Annotated in this window: 17 protein-coding genes; 4 read left to right on the forward strand and 13 right to left on the reverse strand. The window is 62.9% G+C overall.

What is annotated here, in order from left to right; genetic code table 11:
* The first annotated feature begins 177 nt into the window (after positions 1-177).
* On the forward strand, positions 178-891 hold the full coding sequence (locus CYR32_RS18155; protein ID WP_101826560.1) for a GNAT family N-acetyltransferase: 714 nt from the start codon (positions 178-180) through the stop codon (positions 889-891).
* A gap of 34 nt (positions 892-925) precedes the next feature.
* Here CYR32_RS18155 and CYR32_RS18160 read toward each other — a convergent pair whose 3' ends face one another.
* From CYR32_RS18160 to CYR32_RS18170, 3 genes are all read right to left on the reverse strand, one after another.
* A complete protein-coding gene (locus tag CYR32_RS18160; protein ID WP_101826561.1) occupies positions 926-2,098 on the reverse strand; it encodes a glycoside hydrolase family 88 protein in 1,173 nt (390 codons plus the stop codon).
* A gap of 30 nt (positions 2,099-2,128) precedes the next feature.
* A complete protein-coding gene (locus CYR32_RS18165; RefSeq protein WP_101826562.1) occupies positions 2,129-3,415 on the reverse strand; it encodes an oligosaccharide MFS transporter in 1,287 nt (428 codons plus the stop codon).
* A gap of 67 nt (positions 3,416-3,482) precedes the next feature.
* Positions 3,483-5,333 carry a DUF2264 domain-containing protein gene (locus CYR32_RS18170; RefSeq protein WP_420912850.1) on the reverse strand — a complete coding sequence of 617 codons (1,851 nt, stop codon included), beginning with the start codon at positions 5,331-5,333 and terminating at the stop codon, positions 3,483-3,485.
* A 317-nt stretch (positions 5,334-5,650) separates the two neighbouring features.
* Here CYR32_RS18170 and CYR32_RS18175 point away from each other — a divergent pair, with 317 nt between their 5' ends.
* Positions 5,651-6,511: an AraC family transcriptional regulator gene (locus CYR32_RS18175; protein ID WP_101826563.1), complete on the forward strand. Its 861-nt coding sequence runs from the start codon at positions 5,651-5,653 to the stop codon at positions 6,509-6,511.
* Here CYR32_RS18175 and CYR32_RS18180 read toward each other — a convergent pair.
* Positions 6,508-7,896: a CoA transferase gene (locus tag CYR32_RS18180; protein ID WP_101826564.1), complete on the reverse strand. Its 1,389-nt coding sequence runs from the start codon at positions 7,894-7,896 to the stop codon at positions 6,508-6,510. The genes CYR32_RS18175 and CYR32_RS18180 overlap by 4 nt on opposite strands.
* Positions 7,897-7,944: 48 nt before the next feature.
* Positions 7,945-8,526 carry a flavin reductase family protein gene (locus CYR32_RS18185; protein WP_101826565.1) on the reverse strand — a complete coding sequence of 194 codons (582 nt, stop codon included), beginning with the start codon at positions 8,524-8,526 and terminating at the stop codon, positions 7,945-7,947.
* 529 nt (positions 8,527-9,055) lie between these two features.
* Between CYR32_RS18185 and CYR32_RS18190 the strand changes: the two genes are divergently transcribed.
* Together CYR32_RS18190 and CYR32_RS18195 are read left to right on the forward strand one after the other, a co-directional pair.
* A complete protein-coding gene (locus tag CYR32_RS18190) occupies positions 9,056-10,708 on the forward strand; it encodes a glucan biosynthesis protein D (protein ID WP_101826566.1) in 1,653 nt (550 codons plus the stop codon).
* A gap of 379 nt (positions 10,709-11,087) precedes the next feature.
* Positions 11,088-12,185 carry a glycerol dehydrogenase gene (locus CYR32_RS18195; RefSeq protein WP_101826567.1) on the forward strand — a complete coding sequence of 366 codons (1,098 nt, stop codon included), beginning with the start codon at positions 11,088-11,090 and terminating at the stop codon, positions 12,183-12,185.
* A 99-nt stretch (positions 12,186-12,284) separates the two neighbouring features.
* Here the strand turns inward: CYR32_RS18195 and CYR32_RS18200 are convergent, their stop codons facing one another.
* The 8 genes from CYR32_RS18200 to CYR32_RS18235 all read right to left on the reverse strand — a co-directional run bounded on the left by CYR32_RS18200 (position 12,285) and on the right by CYR32_RS18235 (position 24,586).
* Positions 12,285-13,565, reverse strand: a complete 1,281-nt coding sequence (locus tag CYR32_RS18200; RefSeq protein WP_101826568.1) for a DUF445 domain-containing protein — start codon at positions 13,563-13,565, stop codon at positions 12,285-12,287.
* Positions 13,566-13,655: 90 nt separating this feature from the next.
* Complete coding sequence (locus CYR32_RS18205; protein WP_101826569.1) at positions 13,656-15,059, reverse strand: cytochrome c; 1,404 nt, start codon at positions 15,057-15,059, stop codon at positions 13,656-13,658.
* A gap of 10 nt (positions 15,060-15,069) precedes the next feature.
* Complete coding sequence (locus tag CYR32_RS18210; RefSeq protein ID WP_101826570.1) at positions 15,070-16,671, reverse strand: GMC family oxidoreductase; 1,602 nt, start codon at positions 16,669-16,671, stop codon at positions 15,070-15,072.
* 8 nt (positions 16,672-16,679) lie between these two features.
* Positions 16,680-17,201, reverse strand: a complete 522-nt coding sequence (locus tag CYR32_RS18215) for a sugar dehydrogenase complex small subunit (RefSeq protein ID WP_101826571.1) — start codon at positions 17,199-17,201, stop codon at positions 16,680-16,682.
* Between the two features lie 1,204 nt (positions 17,202-18,405).
* Positions 18,406-19,662 carry a conjugal transfer protein TraF gene (locus CYR32_RS18220; protein ID WP_101826572.1) on the reverse strand — a complete coding sequence of 419 codons (1,257 nt, stop codon included), beginning with the start codon at positions 19,660-19,662 and terminating at the stop codon, positions 18,406-18,408.
* Between the two features lie 547 nt (positions 19,663-20,209).
* Entirely contained in the window at positions 20,210-21,790 is a 1,581-nt protein-coding gene (locus CYR32_RS18225) for an efflux transporter outer membrane subunit (RefSeq protein WP_175578833.1), read from the reverse strand.
* A 19-nt stretch (positions 21,791-21,809) separates the two neighbouring features.
* Positions 21,810-23,378, reverse strand: a complete 1,569-nt coding sequence (locus tag CYR32_RS18230) for a DHA2 family efflux MFS transporter permease subunit (protein ID WP_101826574.1) — start codon at positions 23,376-23,378, stop codon at positions 21,810-21,812.
* A complete protein-coding gene (locus CYR32_RS18235) occupies positions 23,375-24,586 on the reverse strand; it encodes an HlyD family secretion protein (RefSeq protein ID WP_101826575.1) in 1,212 nt (403 codons plus the stop codon). The genes CYR32_RS18230 and CYR32_RS18235 overlap by 4 nt, the downstream gene beginning before the upstream one ends.
* Between the last annotated feature and the right edge of the window lie 244 nt (positions 24,587-24,830).

The following is a 24,830-nucleotide window of genomic DNA, read 5'->3' on the forward strand; positions in this document are numbered from 1 at the left end:
TGCACAATTTCATTTTATCTCGCCTGTGCTATGGTTAACCGGTTGCTCAAAATTTGTTATGTAACCTTAGAATTTCCTTAACAAAAATCAAACATCATCTTTCTCGCCTGTGATGCCCGCGCGCCAGATTGTTTCATCAGCGGGCAGGGGCAAATGAACCTTATAAGGATGACACCTATGCCTGTCATTAATCATTTCGGCCAGCCGGTCGGCGAAGACCTCCCCGCCTGGGCCGCCCGGCCGCGCCCGGCGCAGATTATGTTGCCCGGTGACTATTGCCGCCTTGAACCATTAACCGCAGCGCGCCATACCCAGGCGCTGTATGACGCCTACTACAGCGTGCCGCACACCGAGGGCTGGACCTACCTCGCGGTGGAGCGCCCGGCCGACCTGCATGAGTTCCGGCTGTTTATCACGTCGCTTGCCACTGCGGATGACCTGCACATGGCCGTGGTAGACAAAACCACCGGGGAGGCGCTCGGCACCGCGGCTTTCCTGCGCGTTGACCCGGCCAACGGCGTGGCGGAGCTGGGCTGGATTAACTGGTCACCGCGGATGCAGCGGCAGCGCACCGGCACGGAAGCCATTTTCCTGATGTTGCGCTACCTGTTTGATGAGCTGGGCTACCGCCGCTGTGAATGGAAGTGCGATAGCCTCAATGCGCCGTCGCGTGCCGCGGCGTTGCGTTATGGGTTCCGCTATGAGGGGCGCTTCCACCAGGCGGTGGTGATCAAAGGGCGCAACCGCGACACCGACTGGTTCGCGCTGCTCGACCACGACTGGCCGGCGGTGCGGCAGGCGTTTACCCAATGGCTGGCGGCGGAGAATTTTGATGAGGCGGGCCAACAGCGCCGCCGGTTGCAGGATCTTATGCCGGTGAAACCGGCCTGAGGCGTGTGCCGGGGCGGGGCGCCCCGGCGAAGTGTTACCAGTACGGCTGCCACACCCGGGTCAGCCGCGTCAGCGCTTCCATATAGAAGTAGTCCCCCCAGCTGCAGCACTCATCCACGCCTTTATTGTCCGCCAGATGGTAGACCGAGTGCTTCAGCAGCCCGGTGCCCGGCTCCTGCGGCGCACTGAGGTAGCCCTGGGTCAGGGAGTCCATGATCCGCAGCGCGGCGGCTTCATAGCGCGCGCGGTCAGGCCCGGCGGCGGGCAGGGCGGCGGAAAGCTCCAGCAGGCCGCACACCGCAATCGCCGCGGCGGAGCTGTCGCGCAGGGCATCGGTGCCGAGCAGCGCCAGGTCCCAGTGGCAGACGCCATCCTCCGGCAGCCGTTGCAGGAAGTAGTCCGCCAGCCGCTGCGCCAGCGCCACCATCTCCGCCTCGCCGGTATAACGCCAGCTCAGCATAAAGCCGAGGATGCCCCACGCCTGCCCGCGCGCCCAGCAGGAGTCATCGGCGTAGCCCTGGTGGGTATTGCCGAAACGCGGCTCGCCGGTCACGGTATCCATATAAAAGGTGTGATAGGTAGAGCTGTCCGGCCGCACCAGGTAACGCGCCGCCTGCCGGGCGTGGGTGCGGGCGGCGTCTGTAAAGCGCGGGTCGCCGGTCTGCGCCCCGGCCCAGTAGAGCAGCGGCAGGTTCAGGTTACAGTCAATGATCATCCGCCCGCGCTGGGCAGGATCGTCAAGATCCCCCCACGCCTGAATGATCCCGGCCTGCGGGTTATAGCGCTCCAGCAGCGCCTCGGCGGCCAGCAGGGCGATGCCGCGCGCGGCACGGTTGCCGGTAAGCTGCCAGGCCGAAACGCAGGAGAGGGTATAAAGGAAGCCGAGATCGTGGGTGGCGATGTCGATCCGCCGCACGATCCGTTCCCCGAACGCCAGCACATGCCGTTCCGCCAGCGCCCGGCAGGCGGGGTTGCCGTTGTGCTGCCAGGCGAGCCAGAGCTGGCCGCTCCAGAAGGCGGGCGTCCACTCCACGTTGTCGCGCAACTGGTAGTGGCCGTTGACGCAGGTCTCCGACGGGAAGCGGTCACCGAACAGGGCCATCCCGGCGTCAATGCGGGTCAGCACCGTGGCCCAGGCCTGCTCCAGCCGGGCGGCCAGGGCGGCGCGGTCAGGCAGCGGCCGGGCGGAAAAAGCGGGGTGGCTCATCACATACTCCTTTTCAATAAATGGGATCGGTCAGGGTTTCAGGCGGGTCAGGTCCGCCGCAGGCGCAGGCGGCACCACCGGGCGGGCAGCGCGGCAGGCGGAGAGCGTAAAGGCGGAGATCAGGGTAAACAGCAGCGCCACCGAGCCCATCAGCAGGTAGGTGCGGTCAAAGCCGATGCGGTCATAGAGGTAACCGGCAGGCGGGGCCACCACAATCGACCCGACATAGATCATCGCCTGGTAGCCGAGCAGGTACATCGTGGCGTTGACCCGTTTCGGGAAGTGCTCCGCGATGTACTTGAAGACCGAGATCAGCAGCAGCGCAATCTCCAGCCCGTAAAACGGCTTGATCAGCGAAATCAGCAGCGGGTCATGCACCAGCCCGGAGGCGATCAGCCGCACTCCGACCACCACGCCGGTGAACAGCATGCCTTTCTTGGCCCCGAAATGGTTCACCAGCCACGGCAGCGCCATCATCATCAGGAACTCCAGCCCCGACTGCACGGTACTCAGGTAGCCGTACATCGCGTTGCCCTGCTGCTGCGTCTCAAAGAAGGAGACGAAATAGCGCGGGAACTGCTGCTCGGCGATAAACATCATCCAGGCGACGCCCGCCACATAGAGGCTGAACATCCAGAATTTGCGGTTTTTCAGCAGCAGAATCACATCCGCAAAGACAATCTTCTCCTCAGAGATCACCGCATTGTTCTTCAGCTCCTGCTCGCCGATCTTCAGGCTCAGCAGCACCGCCAGCATGATGAGCGAGGTGGCGCTGCTCAGGCAGAAGTTGAACAGCGGCGAGATGTTGAACAGCACGCCGGAGAGCGCAGCAGCCAGCGCCCAGCCCAGCGAGCCCCACATGCGGATCTGGCCGAACTCCAGGCCATAGAGGCGGCTGAAGCGGTCAGCGTAAGATTCCGACGCCGCCACCCCGGCATACCAGCCGAGGCTGAGGTAGAGCGCCCCAAGCAGAATGCCCGCCAGCGGGTGCGACAGCAGCAGCGGCTGGTAGACCCCGGCGAAGAAGGGGGCCATCAGCGCGGAGATCAGGATCACCACATAAAGCAGGCGCTTGCTCATGCCGATCTTGTCCATGATGTAGCCGTAGACCGGCTTCATCACCACCGCGAACACGCCGTTCACGGCGAACACCGTGCCGATGGTAACGCTGTCCAGCCCCACTTTCTGGCTGAGCCACAGCGCGTAAAGGCCGAAACTCGCTGACCAGGTAAAGAAGTAGAGGAAAATAAAACTGCTCATCTTGTAATAGGCGGTTTTCGCCACGGCCGGGGCGGAGCCGGTTGAGGGTGCATCCATGGTGGTTCTCCTGCGTAGGGTCAGGGGGGCTGCGGCCGCACCGGCAGCCGCTCAGGCAAAACGGTCATCAGAGCCGGACAGTCTGCGTATGGCAGGGGAAGCACAGCTTCAGCGCCCCTTCCGTGAGCGAGGCGTGCGGCACCGCCGCCCCGGCGATCGCGGCCTGCGGCGAGGCGGCCACCCAGCAGCAGAGCCAGTGTTCACCGGGCGTCAGCAATCCCCTGAGCACCGGGATCGCCGCCGTTCCGGCAAACATCAGGTTACTGTTGGGCGGCGTGCGCACCCATTCCGCCTGCCGGGGCGCGGTGGGGGTCAGGCACTGGATCACGCTGGTGCCGTTGCGCGCCGCGGCGTCACAGCGGCGGCCCTGTGCAGTGATGCGGACCGCGGTCTGCGCGTCGGCCTCCACCGCGAAGCCGCCCTCGGCGCTGCTCAGGGTGCGCGCAGTGACGATCCGGTGCAGCCGCACATGGCCCTCTCCGGCCGGGATCAGCCAGGTCTGGACGTCCACGTCGTGCCACGGCAGCCAGCGGCTGTAGATCAGTTCCTCCCGCGTGTCAGCTTCGCGGCAGTCGCGCCGCCCGCGCCAGTACTCATCCTGTTCCGCCAGCAGCAGCATGGAATCCCCGGCGGCGTGCGGCAAACCGTAGCGGCCGCGCTCCACACAGAAACCGAAGCGGTTGGAGTAAGCGAACTTGGTGTATTTCGGGCCGGTATTGACGAAGTTATTCAGCTCAAGCTGCCCGGCGGTGAGCAGGAACAGGTGGTCATCCTGCGCATCCCGCACGATCAGTTGCCCGGCGTGCGGCAGGGCGCGTTGCCGGTTCAGCGGCGGCAGCGGCAGCGTGTCGGCCTGCCAGAATTCGCCCTCTTCAGGCAGCGCCAGCACCAGAAACAGCTTCAGCGCCCAGTAGGGGGAGCCGGGGGCGTTATAGTCCTCGGCCATGATCAGATTCGGGTAGTGGTAACCCACGCTCAGCACGCCGTCGCGATCGAAGATCGGCTGTTGCAGCCAGTGGTGCAGGTGGCGCAGCACCAGCCCCTTGACCACGCCGGGCGAAAACAGCGGCAGGCCGGAGAAGGCCACCGCGCTCCAGAACGCCGCTTCGGCAAAACGGTAGGTGAGGCTGCGGCCGAAGGGGATGGCGGAGCCGTCAGCGGCAAACTGGTAGATAAAATCCTGCCCAAAGGCGAGGGCGCGCTCCCGCAACTGCTGCGCACGCTGCGGGTCCTCTTCCGCCATCAGCGTGGCGTAGAGCAGGCCGTAAAAGTGGAACCCCATCGAGATGTAGTAGTCGCGCGGGCGGCCCGGCCCGTCGGCATACCAGCCGTCGCCGAGGTAGTAGTGCTCCATGCAGGCGAAATGGTGCGCAATGGCCGCCCGGTCTGCCGGCAGCCCGGCGCGGTGGAACCCCACCTGTACCAGAATCGGGAAGTAGTGCCAGTTGTTGTCCGGAATTTCTGCCGTGGCGCTCTGGTTCAGCCAGGTGTAGATCGCCTGCTGCTGCGCCTCACTGAACCACTGCCGCCAGCGCTGGGGCAGCAGCGCCAGCCCCACGCCGAATACCGCCATCTCCACACAGCGCTGGTCAAACGCCTGCACCTCACCCCAGTAGCCGGGGTGCGCCGGGTCAGTGCCGTGGGCGATCGCCTCAATAAAAAACGGCACCTGATCATTGTGCCCGTCGCCCGCCAGCAAGGGGAACAGGCCCCACAGCATCCGCGCCAGCGCCTCCATCTCCGCCACTTCCGGGCCGTAATGGGCGGTGAACTGCCCGAGCGGGATGCCGCTCTGCCCGGCGCGGCAATAGGGGGCCACCGCCCCGAGCAGGGAATTCAGGGCCGCCTGCATCTGCGGCCGGGTGGACAGCTCGCCCGAATAAGGCAAAGGAAAAGCGGGGGCATCTTCAGGGTGCATCAGGGCCTCCTGATCCGGCGGATCGGGTTAATGGAAATAATCGTTTGAGCCGGGAATGCTGGGGCAGAAAATAGGCTAACCTTGAAAGCACTTTATTTTTTCTGCCGGTAAACGGCTGAGCGGATAATACAGGCAGGGAAAAGGCGGCAATTGTTAGGCAGCTCACAAAATAGCGGTGAGTTTGAAATGTCAGTTGATTATTTGGCCGTAACCCGGCTTAAATTATAAAAAAATGCTAAAAAATTTAATTTTGTTGTCTTTGCCATAAAGGGAAAAATGTCCTCCACAATAATAAAACCCGAGTCAGGAGCCTGTTTATGGCAGAGAATGATTTTCTGGAACGCATTGCATTGAATGAACGTTTTATCTCCTTTAACCGCATGAGTACCACCAGCGCCAACTATTACCACTGGCACCAGTGCCTGGAAATCCTGTTTGTGATGCGCGGCTACGGCATCGTGATTGTGGACAACCAGCAATACACCCTGCGCCCCGGCCGGATGTTTATTTTCCCGCCCTTTAAGCTGCACAAAGTGTATGTGGAGCAGGGGCCGTCCAACCCCTATGAACGCACCACCCTGCATATTGAAAACGTGGTGCTGGACACCGCCCTGCAACCCTTCCCGAAACGGCGGGCAATCTTCCGCCAGCTGTGCGACACCCAGAGCCTGGCGCGCATCTATGACCTGAGCGAGCACGGCGACCACCTCGATTTCCTGCTGGAGAATTTCAACACCCTCTGCCGCCACAACACCCACCAGCTGGAGGATATCGTGGTACTGATACTGCAACTGATGGCCTTTATGCCGGAGCAGGGGGTGCATCACCACACCTTCCCGCACACCACCGCCACCAAAGTGATGAGCTGGATCGAAGAGAATTACGATTGCAAATTCTCGCTGGAGCGGCTGGCGCAGGCGGTGGGGCTGTCACGCAGCTACACCTCGCGGGTGTTCAGCCAGGAGACCGGCGGTTCAATTCAGGAATACCTGGTGACCCGGCGCGTCAAATGCGCCTGTGAGCTGCTGCGCGGCACCGATCTCACCATCGAGCAGATTGGGCAGAAAAGCGGCTTTGCCGACACCCCCTACTTTATTACCAGCTTTAAGAAGCTGATCGGCCAGACGCCGCTGCAATACCGCAAAACCAGCTGCCGCCCCGACGCCCGCCCGGCTTAACGCGCGGGCCAGCGCGCCGGGTGCTGTCCCAGCGGCCCGGCGGGCGTGCGCCAGAGCATCGCGGTGCCGTCGAGCGCCAGCGGGGCGCGCAGCCGGGTACCGACGCCCCAGGCGGTCAGCTCCAGCGACGCCCCCCCGTCATGCCGCGCGGCAGGCGGCAGCGCCTCCCCGGTTAACCACGCCGGGTCGCGGTGGGTGGTCAGCAGCAGGGCGGTACGCGCCAGCGAGAGCCGCACACTGCACCCGCGCCCCTGCCGCAGCCGTTCGGCCAGCCCCTGCAACACCGCCGCCGCCATCAGGCCGCCGGTGGCGTGGTCCAGCGCCTGTACCGGCAGCGGCCGCGGGGCACCGGCGCGCAGGGCGGCCATGCCGGCGGCGGCAATGCCGCAACTCATCTGCACCAGGCTGTCAAAGCCGCGCCGCTCACGCCACGGGCCATGCCAGCCATAGGCATTCAGAGAGACATCCACCAGCCCCGGGCTGAGCGCCTGCCGCTGCGCCTCGCCATACCCCAGCTTCTCCAGCGCCCCGGCGCGGTAGCCGTGTACCAGCACATCGGCCCCGGCCAGCAGCTGCTCAAAGGTGGCGCGATCCTGCGGGTCGTGCAGGTCGAGGCGCGCGCAGCGCTTCCCGGCGGTGATCTCCGGTGCCATCGACGGCTCCTCCCAATCGGGCGGGTCGAGGCGCAGCACCTCCGCCCCGAACCCCGCCAGGGTGCGGGTGGCGGCCGGCCCGGCGATGATCCGGGTTAAATCCAGCACCCGGATGCCCTGTAACGGCCGCGCCGGGGCAAGCGCCCACTGCGGCCGCACAGCCTCTGCGCCCTGCGTCTGCCACAGGAACAGCGGTGCCTGCGCCACTTCGCGCCCCTGCGGGTGCTGCTGCCACTCTGCCTCTGTCAGCATCCCGGCGGCGCAGCCCCCGGCCGCGACAATCGCCGTTTCCAGCTCCTCTTTGCGCCAGAGGGCCACGCGCGGGGCGAGTGCCGCGCGATCGGCGGCCGGGCCGAGCAGCTGCTCCACCACCCGGCGGTGGTGGGGGGCGTTGGTGTGCAGGCGGATCCAGCCGTCCGCCGTGGGGTAGTCCCCCGCCAGCGCATCCCAGGCGGCGGGCAGCGCCCAGCCGTGCGGCTGCAAGGTGGTGCCGAACCAGAGCGAGGCGAGCCGCCGGTCAACGTACACCGGGGCCAGGGTGCCGTGGCGCTCCGCCAGCAGCGCCGACAGCGCCCGGCCCACTGCCCCGTACACGGCCTGCGCCAGTTCACTCACCGGGAACAGCGACGGGTAACGCCCGCTGCCGCTGAGATGCAGTGGGGCGGCGGGCACCTGCGGCGCGAGCTGCTGCCATATCGCTTCCGTGAAGGTGTGGGTCAAGGACTCGGGCATCGGTTGTTCTCCAAACGTAGGTTTCCCAAGTATAGAACCCGTGCTGCCTTACTGCGGCGTGGCCTGTACCGTCTCGCCGCTCAGCACAAACTGGCCGCCGCCGAGGTGGTGGATCGAATGCAGCGCGCGGTTCTCCGGGGTGAAGTGCCAGCGCCCGTCGTGGAAAATCCGCGTATCCGCTGCCGCTGACAGCACTTCGCCGAAGCAGGTGTCGTACTTCTCCTGTGACCCGGCCTCGGGCAGCAGGCGGCACTCCAGCCACGCCGCGCAACCGGCCTCGATCAGCGGCACCCCGGTGTGCGCCCCGGCGTGCGCCGCGATCTGGTAACGGGAAAACTTATCCTGCTCACGGCCGGAGACGCTGCCGACCGCGTAGGCGGTGTCCACAAAGGCGGCCGTCGGCACGCAGATGCCGAACACGCCGCTCTCTTCGATAAGCACCCGGCTCAGGGTGCTTTTGTCCACCACGATGGCGATGCGCGCCGGAATGAACTCCACCGGCGTTGACCAGGCGGCGGCCATCACATTGCGTTGCTGCCCGTCGCGGCTGCGGCTGGTGATCAGGATAGTCGGGCCGTGGTTCAGCAAGCGGCTGGCGTGCTCAGGCAGTACCGGTTGAAAAAAGGACATAGGGCTTCTCGTTAAGTGAAAGAATGCCTGAGTGTAAAACATCTGTTACCTGCGGCGGCAAGGTAAGCGTGCGCTGCACGTAGTTACAACATACTTTTAGCCTTCAAGGCAGTAAGGCGGTTGCGGCAGGCAAGGGGAGGAAGATGCAGCCGCATCGGGGCGGCAGACACCGGGAACACCGCGCCGGTCAGGCCGTTTTTTCTGCCTGTTTTTCAACCATAAAAGCGCGGCGGCAGCTACAGAATGTTCTTAAATCGCCACCGCTGACGAACTTTTCCGCAACGCACCGGCAACATATTGCGGCGCGCCCGCAGCCCGCATACACTGCGGCGTGGCGTGCGTTTCCCGTTGCCGCCGGCAGGGCGTAACAGGCTGTGATTGTTGGGTATTGCCGTATTCACGCCATGAATTTTCCGTCTCCCTTGATGTCGTAAATTTTCGAGCCCCGGCGTGGCCTTTTTGCCGCATGTAATGTTGCGGCCAGGACGCCCGGACTGACACGTTGCCCAGCACAGGAACTTCCTCAGGCATGGAAAGAAGAGCATTTCTCAAAGCGTCACTGGCGTTCGCCGCCTACTGCGGTACGCCGGTCATGTCATCCCTATTCAGCCGCTCTGCGGCCGCCGCGGAAGTCGCCGACGGCGACGTTACCCCGTTCAGCTTCTCCACCCTGCAAACCATGGCGCGCGAGCTGGCCGCCACCCCCCACGGCGGCGCACCGGCTGCCCTGCCGCCGACGCTGGCCGGGCTGACCCCGCAGGCCTACAACAAAATCCAGTATGACCACGGCCACTCCCTGTGGAACGGCAACGGCGCAGAGCGCCAGCTCGATGTGGAGCTGTTCCACGTCGGCATGGGCTTTAAGCGCCGGGTGCGGGTCTACTCTGTGGACGCGGCGAAACAGCAGGCGCGTGAGATCCACTTCCGCCCTGAGCTGTTTAATTACAACGACGCGGGCGTCGACACCAAACAGCTCGAAGGGCGGGACAACCTCGGCTTTGCCGGTTTCAAGGTCAACAAAGCGCCGGAGCTGACCCGCCGTGACGTGGTCTCGTTCCTGGGGGCCAGCTACTTCCGCGCGGTGGATGACACCTACCAGTACGGCCTCTCCGCCCGCGGCCTGGCGATTGACACCTTCTCCGACCAGCCGGAAGAGTTCCCGGATTTCACCGCCTTCTGGTTTGAGACGCCGAAACCGGAAGAGACCACCTTCACCGTCTATGCGCTGCTCGACAGCCCCAGCGCCACCGGCGCGTACCGCTTTATCATCCGCTGTGAGAAAGAGCGGGTGGTGATGGAGATTGAGAAACACCTCCATGCGCGCAAGGACATCAAACAGCTCGGCATCGCGCCGATGACCACCATGTTCAGCTGCGGCACCAACGAGCGCCGGATGTGTGACACCATCCACCCGCAGATCCACGACTCCGACCGGCTGGCGATGTGGCGCGGCAACGGCGAATGGATCTGCCGCCCGCTCAACAACCCGCAGCGCCTGCAATTCAACGCCTACGCGGATGAGAACCCGCAGGGCTTCGGGCTGCTGCAGACCAACCATGACTTTGATGATTACCAGGATGTCATCGGCTGGTATAACAAGCGCCCGAGCCTGTGGGTAGAGCCGATCGGCAAGTGGGGCCGGGGGGCCATCAACCTGATGGAGATCCCGACCACCGGCGAAACGCTGGATAACATCGTCTGCTTCTGGCAGCCGGAGCAGCCGCTGCGCGCCGGGCAGTCGCACAGTTACAGTTACCGCCTCTACTGGGCCTCTGAGGCACCGGTGAAAAGCCCGCTGGCGAACATCAAGGCGACGCGTACCGGCATGGGTGCCTTCCCGGAAGGGTGGGCGCCGGGGGAGAACTACCCCACGGTCTGGGCGCGCCGCTTCGCGGTGGACTTCGTCAACGGCGAGCTGAAAGCGTACGCGGATAAAGGCATTGAGCCGGTGATCAACGTCTCCGCAGGCCGGGTGAATAACATCGAGATCCTCTACGTCGAGCCGATCAACGGCTACCGCATCCTGTTTGACTGGTTCCCGGACAGCGACAAGGCTGACCCGGTAGAGATGCGCATGTTCCTGCGCTCCCATGAGACGACGCTGAGCGAAACCTGGCTCTACCAATATTTCCCGCCGCCGGCGGACAAACGCAAATATATTGACGACCGCCAGATGCGTTAATTTCCGGCGCGCCCCGTCTTCCCAAAAGCCTGCTCTTGCAGGCTTTTTTATTGCGCGCTACCCCTTATTTCCCGTCCGTTTTCTCACATAAAACCGCTTATTTCCGTTATCACCCGGTTGCAGCAAAGTTTGCGATTCCCTTTCCAAATCATGCGCTTTCTGCTGCCACCGGGCGGCGTTAAGGCGCATGATGCACTACGCTTGATCAGGCAGCGGAAATAAGCCCGGTTACTTTTCCGTTTATGTGAATTTAATGTTAATTATTAACGCTAAATTCACATAAAGGCGGGCCCGCGCCGCCGGTTATTCCGGTATAAAAAAATTCCCTTCCGGCCTGCCTGGTCAGTGCCGCCAACGACTCCATCAAGAGGTGAAAGTTATGAGTAAATTTGTCTTCTCGTCACCACGGAAATATGTGCAGGGCAGCGGTGTGGTTGATGCGCTGGGGCAGTACCTGCCTGCGCTCGGCAACAATGCGCTGCTGATTGCCGATGATATCGTCTGGGGCATTATTGGCAAGCGGGTAGAGGCCACGCTGCGTGAGGCGAATGTCGCCTTCCAGTTTGAGCGCTTTAACGGCGAGGCCTCCAGCAATGAGATCACCCGGCTGGCCGGGGCCGCCAAACAGGGCGGCACCACGGTGGTGGTCGGGCTGGGCGGCGGCAAAACCCTGGACACCGCCAAAGCGGTGGCGGACGAACTGCAGCAGCCGGTGGCGATTGTGCCGACCGTGGCCTCCACCGATGCGCCGTGCAGCGCACTGTCGGTGATTTATACCGACGAAGGGGTGTTTGACAGCTACCGCTTCTATGACAAAAACCCCGATCTGGTGCTGGTGGACACCGCCGTGTGCGCCCAGGCCCCGGTGCGCCTGTTCGCGTCCGGCATTGCCGACGGGCTGGCGACCTATGTCGAGGCGCAGGCGGTGAAACGCTCCCACAGCAAATCGATGGTGGACGGCGACCCGACCATCGCCGGGATGGCGATTGCCGAAGCCTGTGAGAAAACGCTGCTGACCTACGGCTACAGCGCCTACAAAGCGGTGGAGCAGAAGCTGGTGACCCCGGCGGTGGAGGCGGTGGTGGAAGCCAACACGCTGCTCTCCGGGCTGGGCTTTGAGAATGCCGGGCTGGCCGGGGCGCACGCCATCCATAATGGTTTTACCGCCATCCAGGGTGACATCCACCACCTGACGCACGGCGAGAAAGTCGCCTACGGCACCCTGACGCAGATGGTGCTGGAGCAGCGCCCGGATGAGGAGATTGCCCGTTATGTGCGCTTCTACCGCGCCATCAACATGCCGACCACCCTGGCTGAGATGCACCTGGAGAATGAGAGTTTCGAGAACCTGGTCAAGGTCGGTGCGCTGGCAGGCGGGGAGGGCGACACGCTGCACAACCTCAACCCGAACCTCTCTGCGGAAGATGTGGCGAACGCGATTCTGGCGGTAGACGCCTTCAGCAAAACGGTGAGTTAAGCCGTTTTCACCGGGCGGCGTACCGCCGCCCGTTTCACTGCACCGCCATTATCCCGTCCGGCCGCCCGGCCGCCTTATCCGGTGCCTGTTCTGCGCGTGTTACGACATCAGGCGCGGCAGCACCAGCGGCAGCAGGGAGAAAAGGTAGAGCAGCAAACCGATAGACGCCCCGACAATCGTGCCGTTGATACGGATAAATTGCAGGTCTTTACCGATGTTCAGCTCAATCTGGTGGGACATCTCTGTTTCATCCCAGCTTTTCACCGTGTCGCTGATGTGTTTGGTCAGGAAGGCGGCAAAATCCGGGGCCATGCGCCCGGCGGCCTGCTCAAGCTGGCGGTTCAGCGTGCCGCGCAGGGTGGCATCCTGGGCCAGCGTCTCACCCAGCCAGCGCCCGGCGTCGCGCATTTTCTGCTGCAACAGGGAGTCGGGCTTGTCCAGATCGTTACGCATCCACTCGCGCAGATCGCCCCACAGCGCTTTGACGTAAGTATTCAGGGTTTCATCATGTTTCAGGTAGTTTTTGATCTCTTCGGCTTTCAGCGCCATCGACGGGTCATGTTTCAGCCGGTCGATGAAGCCTTCAACGGCCATATCGAAGCGTATCCGCAGCGCGTGGCCGCGGTCTGCGCTGATCTCATCCAGAATAGTGCCCACGGCGTCGGCGATCATGTCGGCACCATGTTCCCCCAGCCAGCTGGTGGGCAGGATCTTCTCTTTAATCGGGTGTTCACGTTTTACCCAGCGCACAATCTGGCGTGACAGGGTGGCGCGGGTGGAAGGCTGTTGCAGGGTGCGGATCAGCTGACTTACGGCGCTGTCGAGCAGCTCCTGGTGCCGCCCCTCTTTGGTCATGCTCTCCAGCAGGGTCGACACAGAGGCCGTCAGGTCAATTTTGTCGATCAGGGTAAACAGCGCCTTCTGCAGAAAGCGCTGGATGCGCACGTCGTCGGTCATCTCAAACAGGCCGCGCAGCACCCGCACCAGATAGCGCGCCATCCGCTCACTGTTGGCCGGGGTAGTGAGCCAGTCCGCCAGCATGGTCGCCGGGTCATATTTACGGATCAGCCCGACCAGCGAGTTGGCATCGAGGAATTTCTCCTGCACAAACAGCGCCAGGTTATCGGCGATTTTGACCTTATTGCGGGGGATGACGGCGGTATGGGCACCGATCAGCGGCAACGGCACCCGGCGGAACAGGGCCACCACCGCGAACCAGTCAGCCAGCGCGCCGACCATTGCGGCCTCTGACACGGCTTTGATGCCGTCAACCCAGAGGTTACGCGGCAGGAACAGGGTGATGAGGAAGACGGCTGCCGCCGCCAGTAACAGCAGCAGGGCATTGCGCTTACTGCGTTTAAGCTCTTTTTCTTTATCCATAAGAAGAGTTTAGGATCATTTTTTGCCGGAAGGCAAAATTTTCCCGGCAGGCGAAAAAGCGGGGCCGGAAAAGGCCCCGCGGGTAAGCGGTCAGCGTTGGCGGCGACGCCACCCCCACAGCAGGAGCAGCAGCACGACGATGCCGCCGGCGGCCATGCCGTAGCGCGCCACCGCCAGCAGCGGCGACGGTGCGCCCCCGGCACGCAACGCCGTGACCCGCTCCGGTGAAACCTGCGGCTGCGGGTTACCGAACTGCGTCAGCAGGTAGTTGCTGAGGGTCGCGACCTGCGTATCGGAGAGCAGCGGCGCAAAGGCGGGCATGTTGACCGCCTGCGCCGCCGGTTCACGCTGTACGCCGCGCAGGATCGCCATCACCAGGTTGTCACTGTTGTTGCGCCCCAGGGCGGTGTTATGCATCAGCGACGGCAGGCCGCCGTCCGGCGTGCCGCGGCCATCGGGCTGGTGGCAGCTGGCGCAGTAGGCGTCATAGAGTTGCGGGCCGCTTAGCGCGTCCGGGTTGGCCGGGCGTGCCGCGCCGCGCAACTGATCGACGTTCGCCGCCGCCTCGCCCCACTGGTGGGCGGCGCGGCTGTCCTGTGCCTCATGCACCGGCGGGGTCTGCTTGAGCCAGACGGCGATGGCATGGCGATCGGCGTCGCTGAGGTGGCTCAGGCTGTGGTCAATCGCCTCCGCCATCGGCCCCGCTGCCTGCGCTTTGCCGGGGGCAAAGCCGGTTTTCAGGTAGTGGGCCAGCTCATCGACCTGCCACGCCCCGATGCCGCTCTGCGCATCCGACGTGATGTTGGGCGCGAACCAGGTGCCCAGCGAGCTGCCCGCCAGGTTGCTGCCTTTCTCCTCTGCCATCAGCGCGTTGCGCGGGGTATGGCAGGTGGAGCAGTGGGTCAGGGTCTCCGCCAGATAGGCTCCGCGGTTCACCTCGGCACTGGCTGCGGCGTCAGGGGTGTAGGGCCGGGTGTCGAGGAACAGCAGGTTCCAGGCGGCCATCGAGAGCCGGATATTAAACGGGAAAGGCAGTGCGGTCGCGGGGGCCGCCTGATCCACCGGCGCGACGCCCTGCATAAAGTAGGCATAGAGCGCGTGCATATCCTCGTCACTGATCCCGGCATAGGCGGTGTAGGGCATCGCCGGGTAGAGGTGGGCACCGTCAGCGCGCACGCCGCCGCGCACCGCCCGCTCAAACTGCGCGTAGCTGTAATCACCGATGCCGTGGCTTTTTGACGGCGTAATGTTGCTGGAGAAAATCGTGCCGAGCGGGGTGTCGATCGCCAGCCCGCCGGCGAACGGTTTGCCGCCTGCGGCAGAGTGGCAGGCCACGCAGTCACCGGCGGTTGCCACATATTCGCCCTGTTTAATCAGCGCTTCCGGGGCGTCTGCCGCGGCCGCCGCGGCAGAACCCACCGCCAGCAGGCCGCCCAGCAGCAGCGCCAGGCGCGTCAGCCTGCGCACCGGCGCGCGGGAAATAAGTCGGGTCATCCTTGTCTCCTTACAGGGCAGTCCTGGCGAGGTGGTCAGCGGTGCGTAACGCCAGCGCCACGGCCGTGAGGGTGGAGTTCACCGTGGCCGAGGTCGGCATCACGCCGGTGCTGGCGATGAACAGGTTTTCGTGGTCGTGGCTGCGGCCGAAGCTGTCCACCACCGAGTCACGCGGGTCGTGGCCCATGCTCAGGGTGCCGGTGATGTGCTGGTTGTTGCTGTAAACGCCGGGCTTGCTGAAGCGCAGGCCGGTGCCGCCCATGATTTTGGCGATGCGGGTGTACTCCTCCAGCGACCGCTGCATCCCGCGCTCAATGTAGTCATCGAGCTGGTAGACCGCCGCCGGGGTCGGGATGCCGAGGGCATCTTTGCGGTCACTGAGGATGATGCGGTTGTCATAGTTCGGCAGCTGTTCCATCACGTTTTTCAGGCTCACCTGGTGCGCGGCGCGGTAGTTGATCTGGCGGTCCAGGTCGATGCCGTACACCCCTTCGGAGATCAGGCTCTCTGTCACCGACTGCACCGCCGAGGCGTTGGAGATGTCGATGCGGAACGGCGCGTGGTCGCGGCGGAAGTCGCCGTCACGCAGGCTGTTGATTGATGCCGGGCTCATCGGCCCGCGCCCCGGCCACAGCGGTTCGTCGGTGTAGAAGGTCAGGGAGTTGCTGGGGTGGTCCATCAGGTGGCGGCCCACGGTGCCGGAGCTGTTGGCCAGCCCGTTGGGGTATTTGTCGCTGGCGGAGAGCAGCAGCAGTTTCGGGCTTTCGATGCCGTTGGCGGCCAGCACAAAGTTTTTCGCCGTAACGCGGGTGCTGCGTTTGTCCGGATCGTAGTAGTGGGCGGCCACGATGCGGCCTTTGTCATCATGTTCGAGCCGGTAGACCACCGCATTGGCTATCAGCGTCGCCCCGGCCTCTTCGGCGGCGTTGGCGGCGATGCCACCGTGGTACTGGGCGTCAATCGGGCAGATCGGCATGCAGTTGTTATTGCCGCAGCAGGCCGGGCGGCCGTCGTAGTTACGGCTGTTGCGCGCGGTGGTGTTGACGATCACCTCATACCCTTCCGGGGCCAGCCGCTCGCGGAAGCGCTGTTGCAGGTAGGATTCGGCCACCGGCGGCATCGGGAAGGGTTTGGATCGCGGCGACCCGTTGTTGGGTGCGCCGGAGACGCCCATTTTGACTTCCGCCTCATAATAGAAAGGCTCAAGGTCTTCATAAGCGATAGGCCAGTCGCGGCCGACGCCGTAACGGGTTTTGATGTCGAAGTCATTGGGGAGCAGCCGCCAGGCCTGTGCGGCCCAGTGCCAGCTGGTGCCGCCGACCATGCGGATATACTCCGCCGGGTAGGGGTGCGGCCCGGCCTGCACCAGGTAGCCGTTGTCCTCAGGTTTGTAGATCGGGTGGGGCGACCACGCCGAGAACGGGTAGGGGGACATGAAATCTTTTTTGCGCGGTGAGTTGCGGAAGTTCGCGGTAATAGTGCCGCGATCGACCCGCGGGCCGGATTCGAGGATGATTACCGAGACGCCTTGTTTCGCCAGCCGGTGCGCCACCAGCGAGCCGCAGATGCCGGATCCGATGACCACGACATCCGCAGAGAGTTTATCAGCCATACGTTGCCTTATTGGGGTTTAGTCGCCCAGGTGCCGTAGGCGCCGTAGGCATAGCTCGGGGGGGTGAGGTGGTCGCGCACGGCCTGGTTCATGAGGGCATTTTCGTAGGCCAGGCAGACAGCCTGTTTGCCGGTGCCGACGACGCCGAGGTACCAGGCGGTGAGGATAGCCGCAGGCAGTGCCGCCAGCGCCGGCTGTTGCCGGGTGATGGCCGCGTGGAGGTTTTCCGCGCTGAGGCGCTCTGCCTCAACGAACTGTGCCAGCGCCTGTACCTGCCGGGTGAAGTCGGGGTAGAGGGTGAGCATATGCTGGTAGAGGCGCTCAGCCATGTCGGCATCCAGCGTGGGGTGGCCGGTGAGCAGTTGCGAGAGGCGGATGAAATCCGCTTTCGCCTGCATCAGCGCAGGCGAGGGCACCGCCAGGGCATTCCCGGTCAGCAGGGAGCTGACCAACGGCACCGACAGCGCCGCCAGCGCCCCGCCAATGAACATCCGCCGCGATACCTGGCGGGTCGGAACAACGTCCTTCATGTTTCTAAACCTTCTCTGGTGAAGTAAAAAGCGCCTCAGGCACAGGGTATGTCCAAACCGGGTAAGCCGCGGGCACGACAGGCGCGGCATCCCGGTCTATTGGTATAATAACTTTGCGGAGTCTACCGCGCAGAAACCGGTTTAGTGAGACAAAAAATGGCTAAATCTTTACAATATTGAAACAAATTGTGTGATTAAATTCACAACGCGGCAAAGAAAAATGTCAATCTGCACCATATTGGTATGACAGGTTTATCAATTTAACGGTAATGAAAAACGGCCAACCCGCCAGAAACGTGTGGGTCTGTGAAGGGAAAAGCCGCCAACAGCGGACAACGTGCGAAGGGAAAGGAGGTGAGACGTTGGCAACAAAACGCCGCAAAACGGTCAACGTCTTACTGACTGTTTTGGAAAGCCCAAAGCTTAGCAGGGGCGGTAAAAGCGTAAACATCATCGCCGGGCAGAACCGCAGAGCCGGGCGAGCAGGCCCGATAGCCCAGAAGTCCCCCAACTTTCCCTTACATACCTGATGATTTGCAGAGGGGGTGAGGACGTAAAAATCATCGCCGAGCAGAACCGCAAAGCCGGGGGGAACAGGCAGAATAGCCCAGAATTCACCCCTACTATTTCCTTACATACCTGATGATTTGCAGAGGAGGTGGGGGCGTAAAAATCATTGCCGAATGGAGCCGCAGGGCACGAATGAGCGTGCAGGACACCCTGAAATCACCCCCTACCATTTCCTTACATACTCATAAGCTTGCAGAGGAGGTGGGGGCGTAAAAATCATTGCCGAGTGGAGCCGCAGGGCCGGGTGAGCGGGCAGGACGCCCGCGAGAGGGACAGCCACGCTGGGAGCGTGTCTGTACCGGCCCGATCAGCCCGGAGGCGTAAGGAGGGGACACGCGGGAGCGTGCAATGATTCAGCCGGGGCACCAAGGCGCGGGGATGCAAGGGGCGCGCGCCTACGCGCCCCTTGCGCGGTGGCGGCAGCGGAGCCGCAGAAAACCCACAGGCGTGAGCCAACGCAACCATCCCCGAGCCAAAAAAAGCGCCCCCGCAAGCCGTTGTGACCTTACGCGCCCCTTGCGCGGTGGCGGCAGCGGGGCCGCAGAAAGAGACCGGGCGTATGCCAACGCAACAACCCCCGATCCCAGTGAATAGCCTGCTTATGCTAAATTACACTCATAAAATCAAAAGATTATCAGAATGTAAACCCTACCTGTGCCACTGCCCCCCACGTATTATCCTCCCCCACCATCCCGGTCAGATCCAAATGCACCCGCTTATACGGCGACAACCCAATCCCCCCGGTAAAGACGTTGGTGTCATTGGACTTCATGTCCGCCCGGTAACCGGCGCGCAGTTGCAGCCAGTCGAGGGCGCGGTATTCGGCACCCACCCCGGCGTACTGGGTATCCTCTTCCGATTTGAAGCGTTTGGTCGGCGTCATATCCACGTCCACCGCGGCGGTAACGCGTTCGTTATGCCAGGCCGCGCCGCCGGTCACCAGCGGGCGGATCTGGTAAGTGTCGCGGTAGCCGTTCACCTCTTTGGTGTCGATGTCACGCGGCACCAGGTTCTGCGCGCTGACGCCCAGCGTCCAGGCCTCGGAGAGGTCGGCCGTTACCCCGGCATCCACGTTGAAGCCGGTATTGGATTTCTCATACTCGCCGTTGGTAATGTCGGACTTGTCGTAGTCATAGATGGAGCTGGCGTAGTTATAAAGCGTGGTGTGCTGGATTTTCGGCGTCACGCCCACAGACACCGGCACGCCGCCGACCCTGAACTCATGCGCCATCGCCACGCCGTAATCGGTGACCAGCGCCGCCAGCCCATAGGCGGTGGAGGTCAGGTTATCTTCATCGCCCGGGCGCGGGAAGCGCACGCCGTCGGCGATCTGTTGCAGGTAGTCGATGTCACCCTGCGTCACGTCTGCCGTGACGTGGGCGCTGCCGTAGGCCTTCACCACAAAGGCGAGCGGCAGCTGGTCGTTCGGCAGGGTCACCGCCAGCGCGGCACCGGCGCTGCCCCAGGCCTGGCTGCCCTGGATGCCGCGCAGGTCACCGGCCAGGTCGCCCGCAGCCCGGCGCAGGGCGCTGTAGCTGGTGACGTTGTCCTGGTAGCGGTCCACGCTGTCGGAGAGGTCATCGATCTTGTTGAGGATTTTGTCTTTATCGGTCAGCTGCACCCCCACCGCCGGGAAAATCACGCTGACATCATCATTGCCGTTGGCTTTGGTCATCAGCGCCGGGTTAGCCAGCACGGCGGAGCCGTAAACTGACGAGGCGACGCCGGTGCCGCCCATTGCATCGTTGCGGGCGTCAAAATAGTTGCCGGCCGCCAGAGCGCTGAGGGGGGAGAGCAGAAAAAGCGGAACCCATACATGACGTGAAGAGATGCTGCGTGAAGAGAAGCGGATGTGACCAGACTGACCTGCTCTTTTTTTTACCGAGACCATCATATTTCCCGAATTAAAAGCCCGGTGCATAACCGGGATGACCAAACATTACCCCCATCATGAAACATAACGGGGCGGATCATTGCTGTGAATAGGCACGATTATTGGCGGCTCTTTGAGCCTTGCCTTTTTATAATTCGGTGTAAAGCCACACCTGCACGAGGCCGGCAGGTGAAAAATAAGCCGGTCTCTGAAGCATAAGCGATTTTTATTAAGATGAAAGAATTTTTCAGCACGCGGGCGGGAAGTGAAATCGTGCCGGGAGGGGAAACAGGGGCGATTTTATATCTATCAGTATGATAATAAATATGTTTATATTTATCCTCCTAAAGTAGTTTCCTCTGAAAATAGTGCAGGGAATATGCACGCCCTTTTATATTTATCCCTATAAAAAACAGGATTAATGGGGTGCGCGGCAGCAAGCGGGTAAAAAAGGGAAAGGGTGGGGCAGGCGCGAAAAAAGGTAACCGGAAAGAGAAGGGAATGCAGAAATAAGGAAACTATCACGCCCGGAAATAAAAAAGGCGCCCGGTGGGCGCCTGAGGATTCAGGGGGCGGTGGGCACGGTCTGCGCCGGGCCAAATACGGAATAACTCGGCAAGGCGATATTCTGGTAAGGCTGCCAGCCGCCGCCCAGCGCTTTATACAGCGCCACCAGATCGGTGCTGGTCTGTACCCGCGCCTCGGTGGCCTGCTGCCGCGCCTGAGCCAGCTGGCGCTGCGCATCCAGCACGTTAATAAAGGTGGTGATGCCCTGGCGGTAGCTTTCGCTCGCCAGATCGTAGGCGTTTTGCAGCGACGCCGCGGTGCGCTCCAGCCCCTCAACCCGGTCCTGATCGGTGCGGTAACTCACCAGCGCGTTCTCCACATCCTGCAGGGCAGTCAGCACCGTCTGGCGGTAGTCCAGCACTGCGCTGGCCTGCTGCGCGCGTGACAGCCGCACATTGGAGACCAGCCGCCCGCCCTGGAATATCGGCAGCGAAATCTGCGGCCCATAAGAGTAGAAGTGGCTGCTCCAGTCGGTGAGGTAGTCCACGTCGGTGTTGCGCATCCCGACCTGCCCGGTGAGGGAGAGGCTCGGGAACATCTGCGCCACCGATACGCCAATCTCAGCGGTGGCGGCGTGCAGGTTCGCCTCCGCCCGGCGCACATCGGGCCGCCGCCGCGCCAGCTCCGCCGGAACGCCCACCGGCACCGCCGCCGGGATCGGCGGCAGCGGCCGCACCGCGCGCAATTCTGCATCCAGCGCGCCCGGCGGCTGGCCGAGCAGCACCGCCAGCGCGTTCATCGCCTGCCGCACCTGCGCCTGATAGGTCGGCAGTTGCGCCTCGAGTGAGCCGAGCTGCGCCTGTGCATTCTCCACATCGAGCTGCGGGGCCAGCCCGTTTTTCGCCTGGCTCTGCGTCAGCTCCGTGGTCTGGCGGGCAACATCGATCTGCGTCTGCAAGGTGTCCAGCACGCTTTGCGCGCCACGCAGTTGCAGGTAGGTGCGCGCCACTTCCGCCTCCAGCGAGACCAGCGCATCGTTGCGTTGCTCCAGCGTCGCCTGCGTCTGGGCGTTGGCGGCCTCTACCGCGCGGCGGGTTTTGCCGAACAGGTCCAGCTCCCAGGAGGCGTCAAACCCGCCCTGGAACAGCGTCACCGGCCGGGTTACGCTGCCCAGGGCATCCGCCGCCTCCGGGCTTTCAGCCTCGAGCTGCCCCGGAACATCATGCGCTTCCAGAATCCCTTTCAGCCCCAGTTGCTGGCGGTTGACGCTGGCCGTGGCATTCACTGACGGCAAATAAGCGCCGCGCGCCTGCGTCACCTGTTCCCGCGCCCCGGCGATGCGCAGCACCGTCTGTTGCAGTGACAGGTTGCCGTTGATCGCGCGGCCAATCAGGCTGTCGAGCTGCGGGTCGTTAAAGCTGCGCCACCAGGCCGGGTCCGGCTCGCTGGCCAGTGCCGCCGAGCCGGGTTTCGCCTGGGTGTGGGATGAAAGATCGTTAAACGCCTTTGGCGTCTGCGGCTGGGGTGGCTGGTAATCCGGCCCGACGGCGCAACCGGCCAGCGCCAGCACCGCCAGCGTCACCGCCAGCTTTACAGGGGAACAGGGGCGCAGGCGCAACGGCACCCGCGAAAAACGCATCAAGGAAGAGACAGCCATGTCAATGACCTCCCGCACTGCCTTCGCTCTTGATCGGCGAAAGCAAGAAACAAAATGGAATCATGATCAGCGACATTATCCCGCACAGCATAAACACGTCGTTATAGGCCAGCACGCGGGACTGGCTGATCATCTCTTGGTATAACTGCGCTGTGGCCAGCGTCACCGGGTCACCCACGGCATGGCTGAAATCCCGGATCGCCGCCGCCATGCTCTGCACCGCCTGGGTGAACTGCTCGTCCAGCGGCGTCATATGGGGGGAGAGGTGCGCGCTGTGGGCCTGGGAGCGCTCGGTGATCGCCGCCGTGGAGAGCGAAATCCCGATCGACCCGGCCACGTTACGGAACATCGAGAACAGCGCCGCGCCGTCAGCGTTCAGTTTCGGTGACAGTGTCACAAACGCAATGGTGGTCAGCGGCACGAACAGGAAGCCCAGCCCGATGGACTGCGCGCTGCGCATCAGCACCATGGTTTCAAAATCGACGTTCGGCACCAGCTGGCTGGAGTAGATAAACGACAACAGCAGCAGCAGGAAGCCGAAGGCGATAATCAGCCGCGTCTGCACTTTCGGCATCAGCTTCAGCACCAGCGGGATCGACAGCACAATCAGCACCGCACCGGGGGACATCACCAGCCCGGAGAGGGTGGCGGTGTAGCCGAGCTGCTGCTGCGCCAGTTGCGGCATCAGCACCGAGCTGCCGTAGAGGATCATCGCCATCCCGGCCATCAGGAAACTGGCCACGGCGAAGTTGCGATCCTTCAGGCAGTGCAGGTCCACCACCGGTTTGCGGGCGTAGAACAGCCAGTAGACCGCGCCCACCAGCCCCACCAGCGCCAGCACCGCAAACAGCACGATAAAGCTGGACTGGAACCAGTCATCATCCTCGCCCCGGTCGAGCATCACCTGCAAACAGCCCAGCCCCAGCGCAATCAGCCCGATGCCGATGTAGTCGATGCTGAGTTTGCCCGGCTCGAGCCGTTTCTCCCACGGCGGATCTTCCAGCAGCTGCATCACCGCCAGCACCGTCAGCACGCCCACCGGGATGTTGATCAGGAAGACCCAGCGCCAGCTGTAGTGGTCGGTGATCCAGCCGCCCAGCATCGGGCCGAGCACCGGCGCGACGATAATCGCAATCGACGAGAGGCCGAACGCCTTGCCGCGATCTTCCGGTTTGAAGTAGTCCAGCAACACCGACTGCTGCACCGGCTGCAAGCCGCCGCCGAAAAAGCCCTGCAGGATGCGGAACAGGATCATCTGCCAGAGTTCGGTGGCGATGCCGCACAGAAACGAGCAGATCGTGAACATGCCGATGCAGATCAGGAAGTAGTTTTTTCGCCCCAGCGCGCGGCTGAAAAACGCCGACAGCGGCAGCACGATGCCGTTTGCCACCAGGTAGGAGGTGAGTACCCAGGTGGACTCGTCATAACTGGACGAGAGCGAACCGGCGACGTGCGGCAGCGCCACGTTGACGATGGTGGTGTCCAGGATCTCCATGAACACCGCCAGCGTCACGACCAGCGCGACCGCCCAGGGGTTACTGGCGGGTTTCCATTGACGCTCGCCGCTCATTCCACCGTAACCTTCGGCTCAACGGAGAGGCCCAGCGGCAGCGGGAAGTCAGGGTCCAGCCCGCTGTCGATGACGATTTTCACCGGCACGCGCTGCACGATCTTCACATAGTTGCCGGTGGCATTTTCAGCCGGGAAGGCGGAGAAGCGCGACCCGGAGCCCTGCTGGATACTGTCCACATGGCCGTGCAGCTCCATGTCGGGGTAGGCGTCCACGGTGACCACGACTTTGTCGCCGGGGTTCATGTGCTCAAGCTGGGACTCTTTGAAGTTGGCGGTGATCCAGATGTCACGCGACACCAGGGAGAACAGCGACGACCCGGCCTGCACCAGGGTGCCGAGCTGGACGTTACGTTTGGTGACGTAGCCGTCAAAGGGCGCGCGCACTTCGGTATAGGAGAGGTTCAGGTTGGCGGTCTCCAGCTGGGCGTTGGCCTGCTCCACCTGCTGGCGGGCGGCTTCCACATTGGCTTGTGCCTGCCGGATCTGTAACTGCACCTGCGCCGCGACCTGCACCTGCGCTTTGGCATTTTCCAGCTCCGCGGTGGCGGAGCGGAGCTGCGCATTGGCGGCGTCGATATTGCGCTGGGTAGTGGCGCGCGGGTCAACGCCGCGCTGGCGTTTGTAGTCCGCCTGCGCGTTGACGAGGTTGGCTTCTGCCTGCGCCTGCTGCGCTTTGGCCTGCGCCAGTTGCGCCGGGTACTGTACTTTGGCCAGCGCCAGCTGCACCTGTGCCTGGTGAAGCTGGGCCTGCGCCATGCCGAGCTGCGCCTGCGCGCGGTCCCGTTCGGCGACGGCGTCACGCGGGTCGATTTTCACCAGCAATTGGCCTTTTTTCACCGGCTGGTTATCTTCCACCGCCAGATCGGTGACATAGCCGGAGACTTTCGGCGCGATGGTCACGGCATCCCCTTCGGTGAAGGCGTCATCGGTGGTGACCTGGTTGCGGGTCATAAACCACCAGACCAGCGCGACGATCACCATCACAGCGACCACCACGCCCAGGATAATCAGCGGCTTTTTGCCGGGGCGTTTACGGTTGCTTTCGCCGTCGTCCTGATCGTCCTTTTCTTCTTTATTATCTGAGGGGTTATCCGGTTTTTTGTCATTTCCGGTGTCCTTGCCATTCCGCTGTTGGGCTTCCGGTTTCCGCGCCTGCTCATCCTGCGCTGCGGCGTCCTCTGACGCGTTATTTTTATCGCTGTTCATAGGTCTCATCTGTTGTGGCAGCAAACCGCTGCACCAATCCATAAAGAAAGTGACTCTTTCACCCTAGAGGGTACTGTGTAGTTTGCAAGTTGACGCTTGGGAAAAGCCTGAATTTGCGGGAGGATAGCGGCGGGATCGCACTATTTGTCAATATATGTAAAGGGGGGAGGGTGCCGGCCATTTTGGGTTTCGGAATGAGCGGGGGACGAAAGCCGTAGGCCTCTGCGCAGGGTATCGCCGTTAT

The organism is Chimaeribacter coloradensis, assembly GCF_002858715.1.
GTDB classification, from domain to species: Bacteria; Pseudomonadota; Gammaproteobacteria; order Enterobacterales; family Enterobacteriaceae; genus Chimaeribacter; species Chimaeribacter coloradensis.

Bases quoted from the DNA above. Each gene is read 5' to 3' on its own strand.
- CYR32_RS18225 (WP_175578833.1), bottom strand. From the start codon at position 21,790: ATGCGTTTTTCGCGGGTGCCGTTGCGCCTGCGCCCCTGTTCCCCTGTA.
- CYR32_RS18205 (WP_101826569.1), bottom strand. From the start codon at position 15,059: ATGACCCGACTTATTTCCCGCGCGCCGGTGCGCAGGCTGACGCGCCTG.
- CYR32_RS18155 (WP_101826560.1), top strand. From the start codon at position 178: ATGCCTGTCATTAATCATTTCGGCCAGCCGGTCGGCGAAGACCTCCCC.
- CYR32_RS18210 (WP_101826570.1), bottom strand. From the start codon at position 16,671: ATGGCTGATAAACTCTCTGCGGATGTCGTGGTCATCGGATCCGGCATC.
- CYR32_RS18220 (WP_101826572.1), bottom strand. From the start codon at position 19,662: ATGGTCTCGGTAAAAAAAAGAGCAGGTCAGTCTGGTCACATCCGCTTC.
- CYR32_RS18165 (WP_101826562.1), bottom strand. From the start codon at position 3,415: ATGGATGCACCCTCAACCGGCTCCGCCCCGGCCGTGGCGAAAACCGCC.
- CYR32_RS18200 (WP_101826568.1), bottom strand. From the start codon at position 13,565: ATGGATAAAGAAAAAGAGCTTAAACGCAGTAAGCGCAATGCCCTGCTG.
- CYR32_RS18235 (WP_101826575.1), bottom strand. From the start codon at position 24,586: ATGAACAGCGATAAAAATAACGCGTCAGAGGACGCCGCAGCGCAGGAT.
- CYR32_RS18230 (WP_101826574.1), bottom strand. From the start codon at position 23,378: ATGAGCGGCGAGCGTCAATGGAAACCCGCCAGTAACCCCTGGGCGGTC.
- CYR32_RS18190 (WP_101826566.1), top strand. From the start codon at position 9,056: ATGGAAAGAAGAGCATTTCTCAAAGCGTCACTGGCGTTCGCCGCCTAC.
- CYR32_RS18195 (WP_101826567.1), top strand. From the start codon at position 11,088: ATGAGTAAATTTGTCTTCTCGTCACCACGGAAATATGTGCAGGGCAGC.
- CYR32_RS18215 (WP_101826571.1), bottom strand. From the start codon at position 17,201: ATGAAGGACGTTGTTCCGACCCGCCAGGTATCGCGGCGGATGTTCATT.
- CYR32_RS18175 (WP_101826563.1), top strand. From the start codon at position 5,651: ATGGCAGAGAATGATTTTCTGGAACGCATTGCATTGAATGAACGTTTT.
- CYR32_RS18185 (WP_101826565.1), bottom strand. From the start codon at position 8,526: ATGTCCTTTTTTCAACCGGTACTGCCTGAGCACGCCAGCCGCTTGCTG.
- CYR32_RS18160 (WP_101826561.1), bottom strand. From the start codon at position 2,098: ATGAGCCACCCCGCTTTTTCCGCCCGGCCGCTGCCTGACCGCGCCGCC.
- CYR32_RS18170 (WP_420912850.1), bottom strand. From the start codon at position 5,333: ATGCACCCTGAAGATGCCCCCGCTTTTCCTTTGCCTTATTCGGGCGAG.
- CYR32_RS18180 (WP_101826564.1), bottom strand. From the start codon at position 7,896: ATGCCCGAGTCCTTGACCCACACCTTCACGGAAGCGATATGGCAGCAG.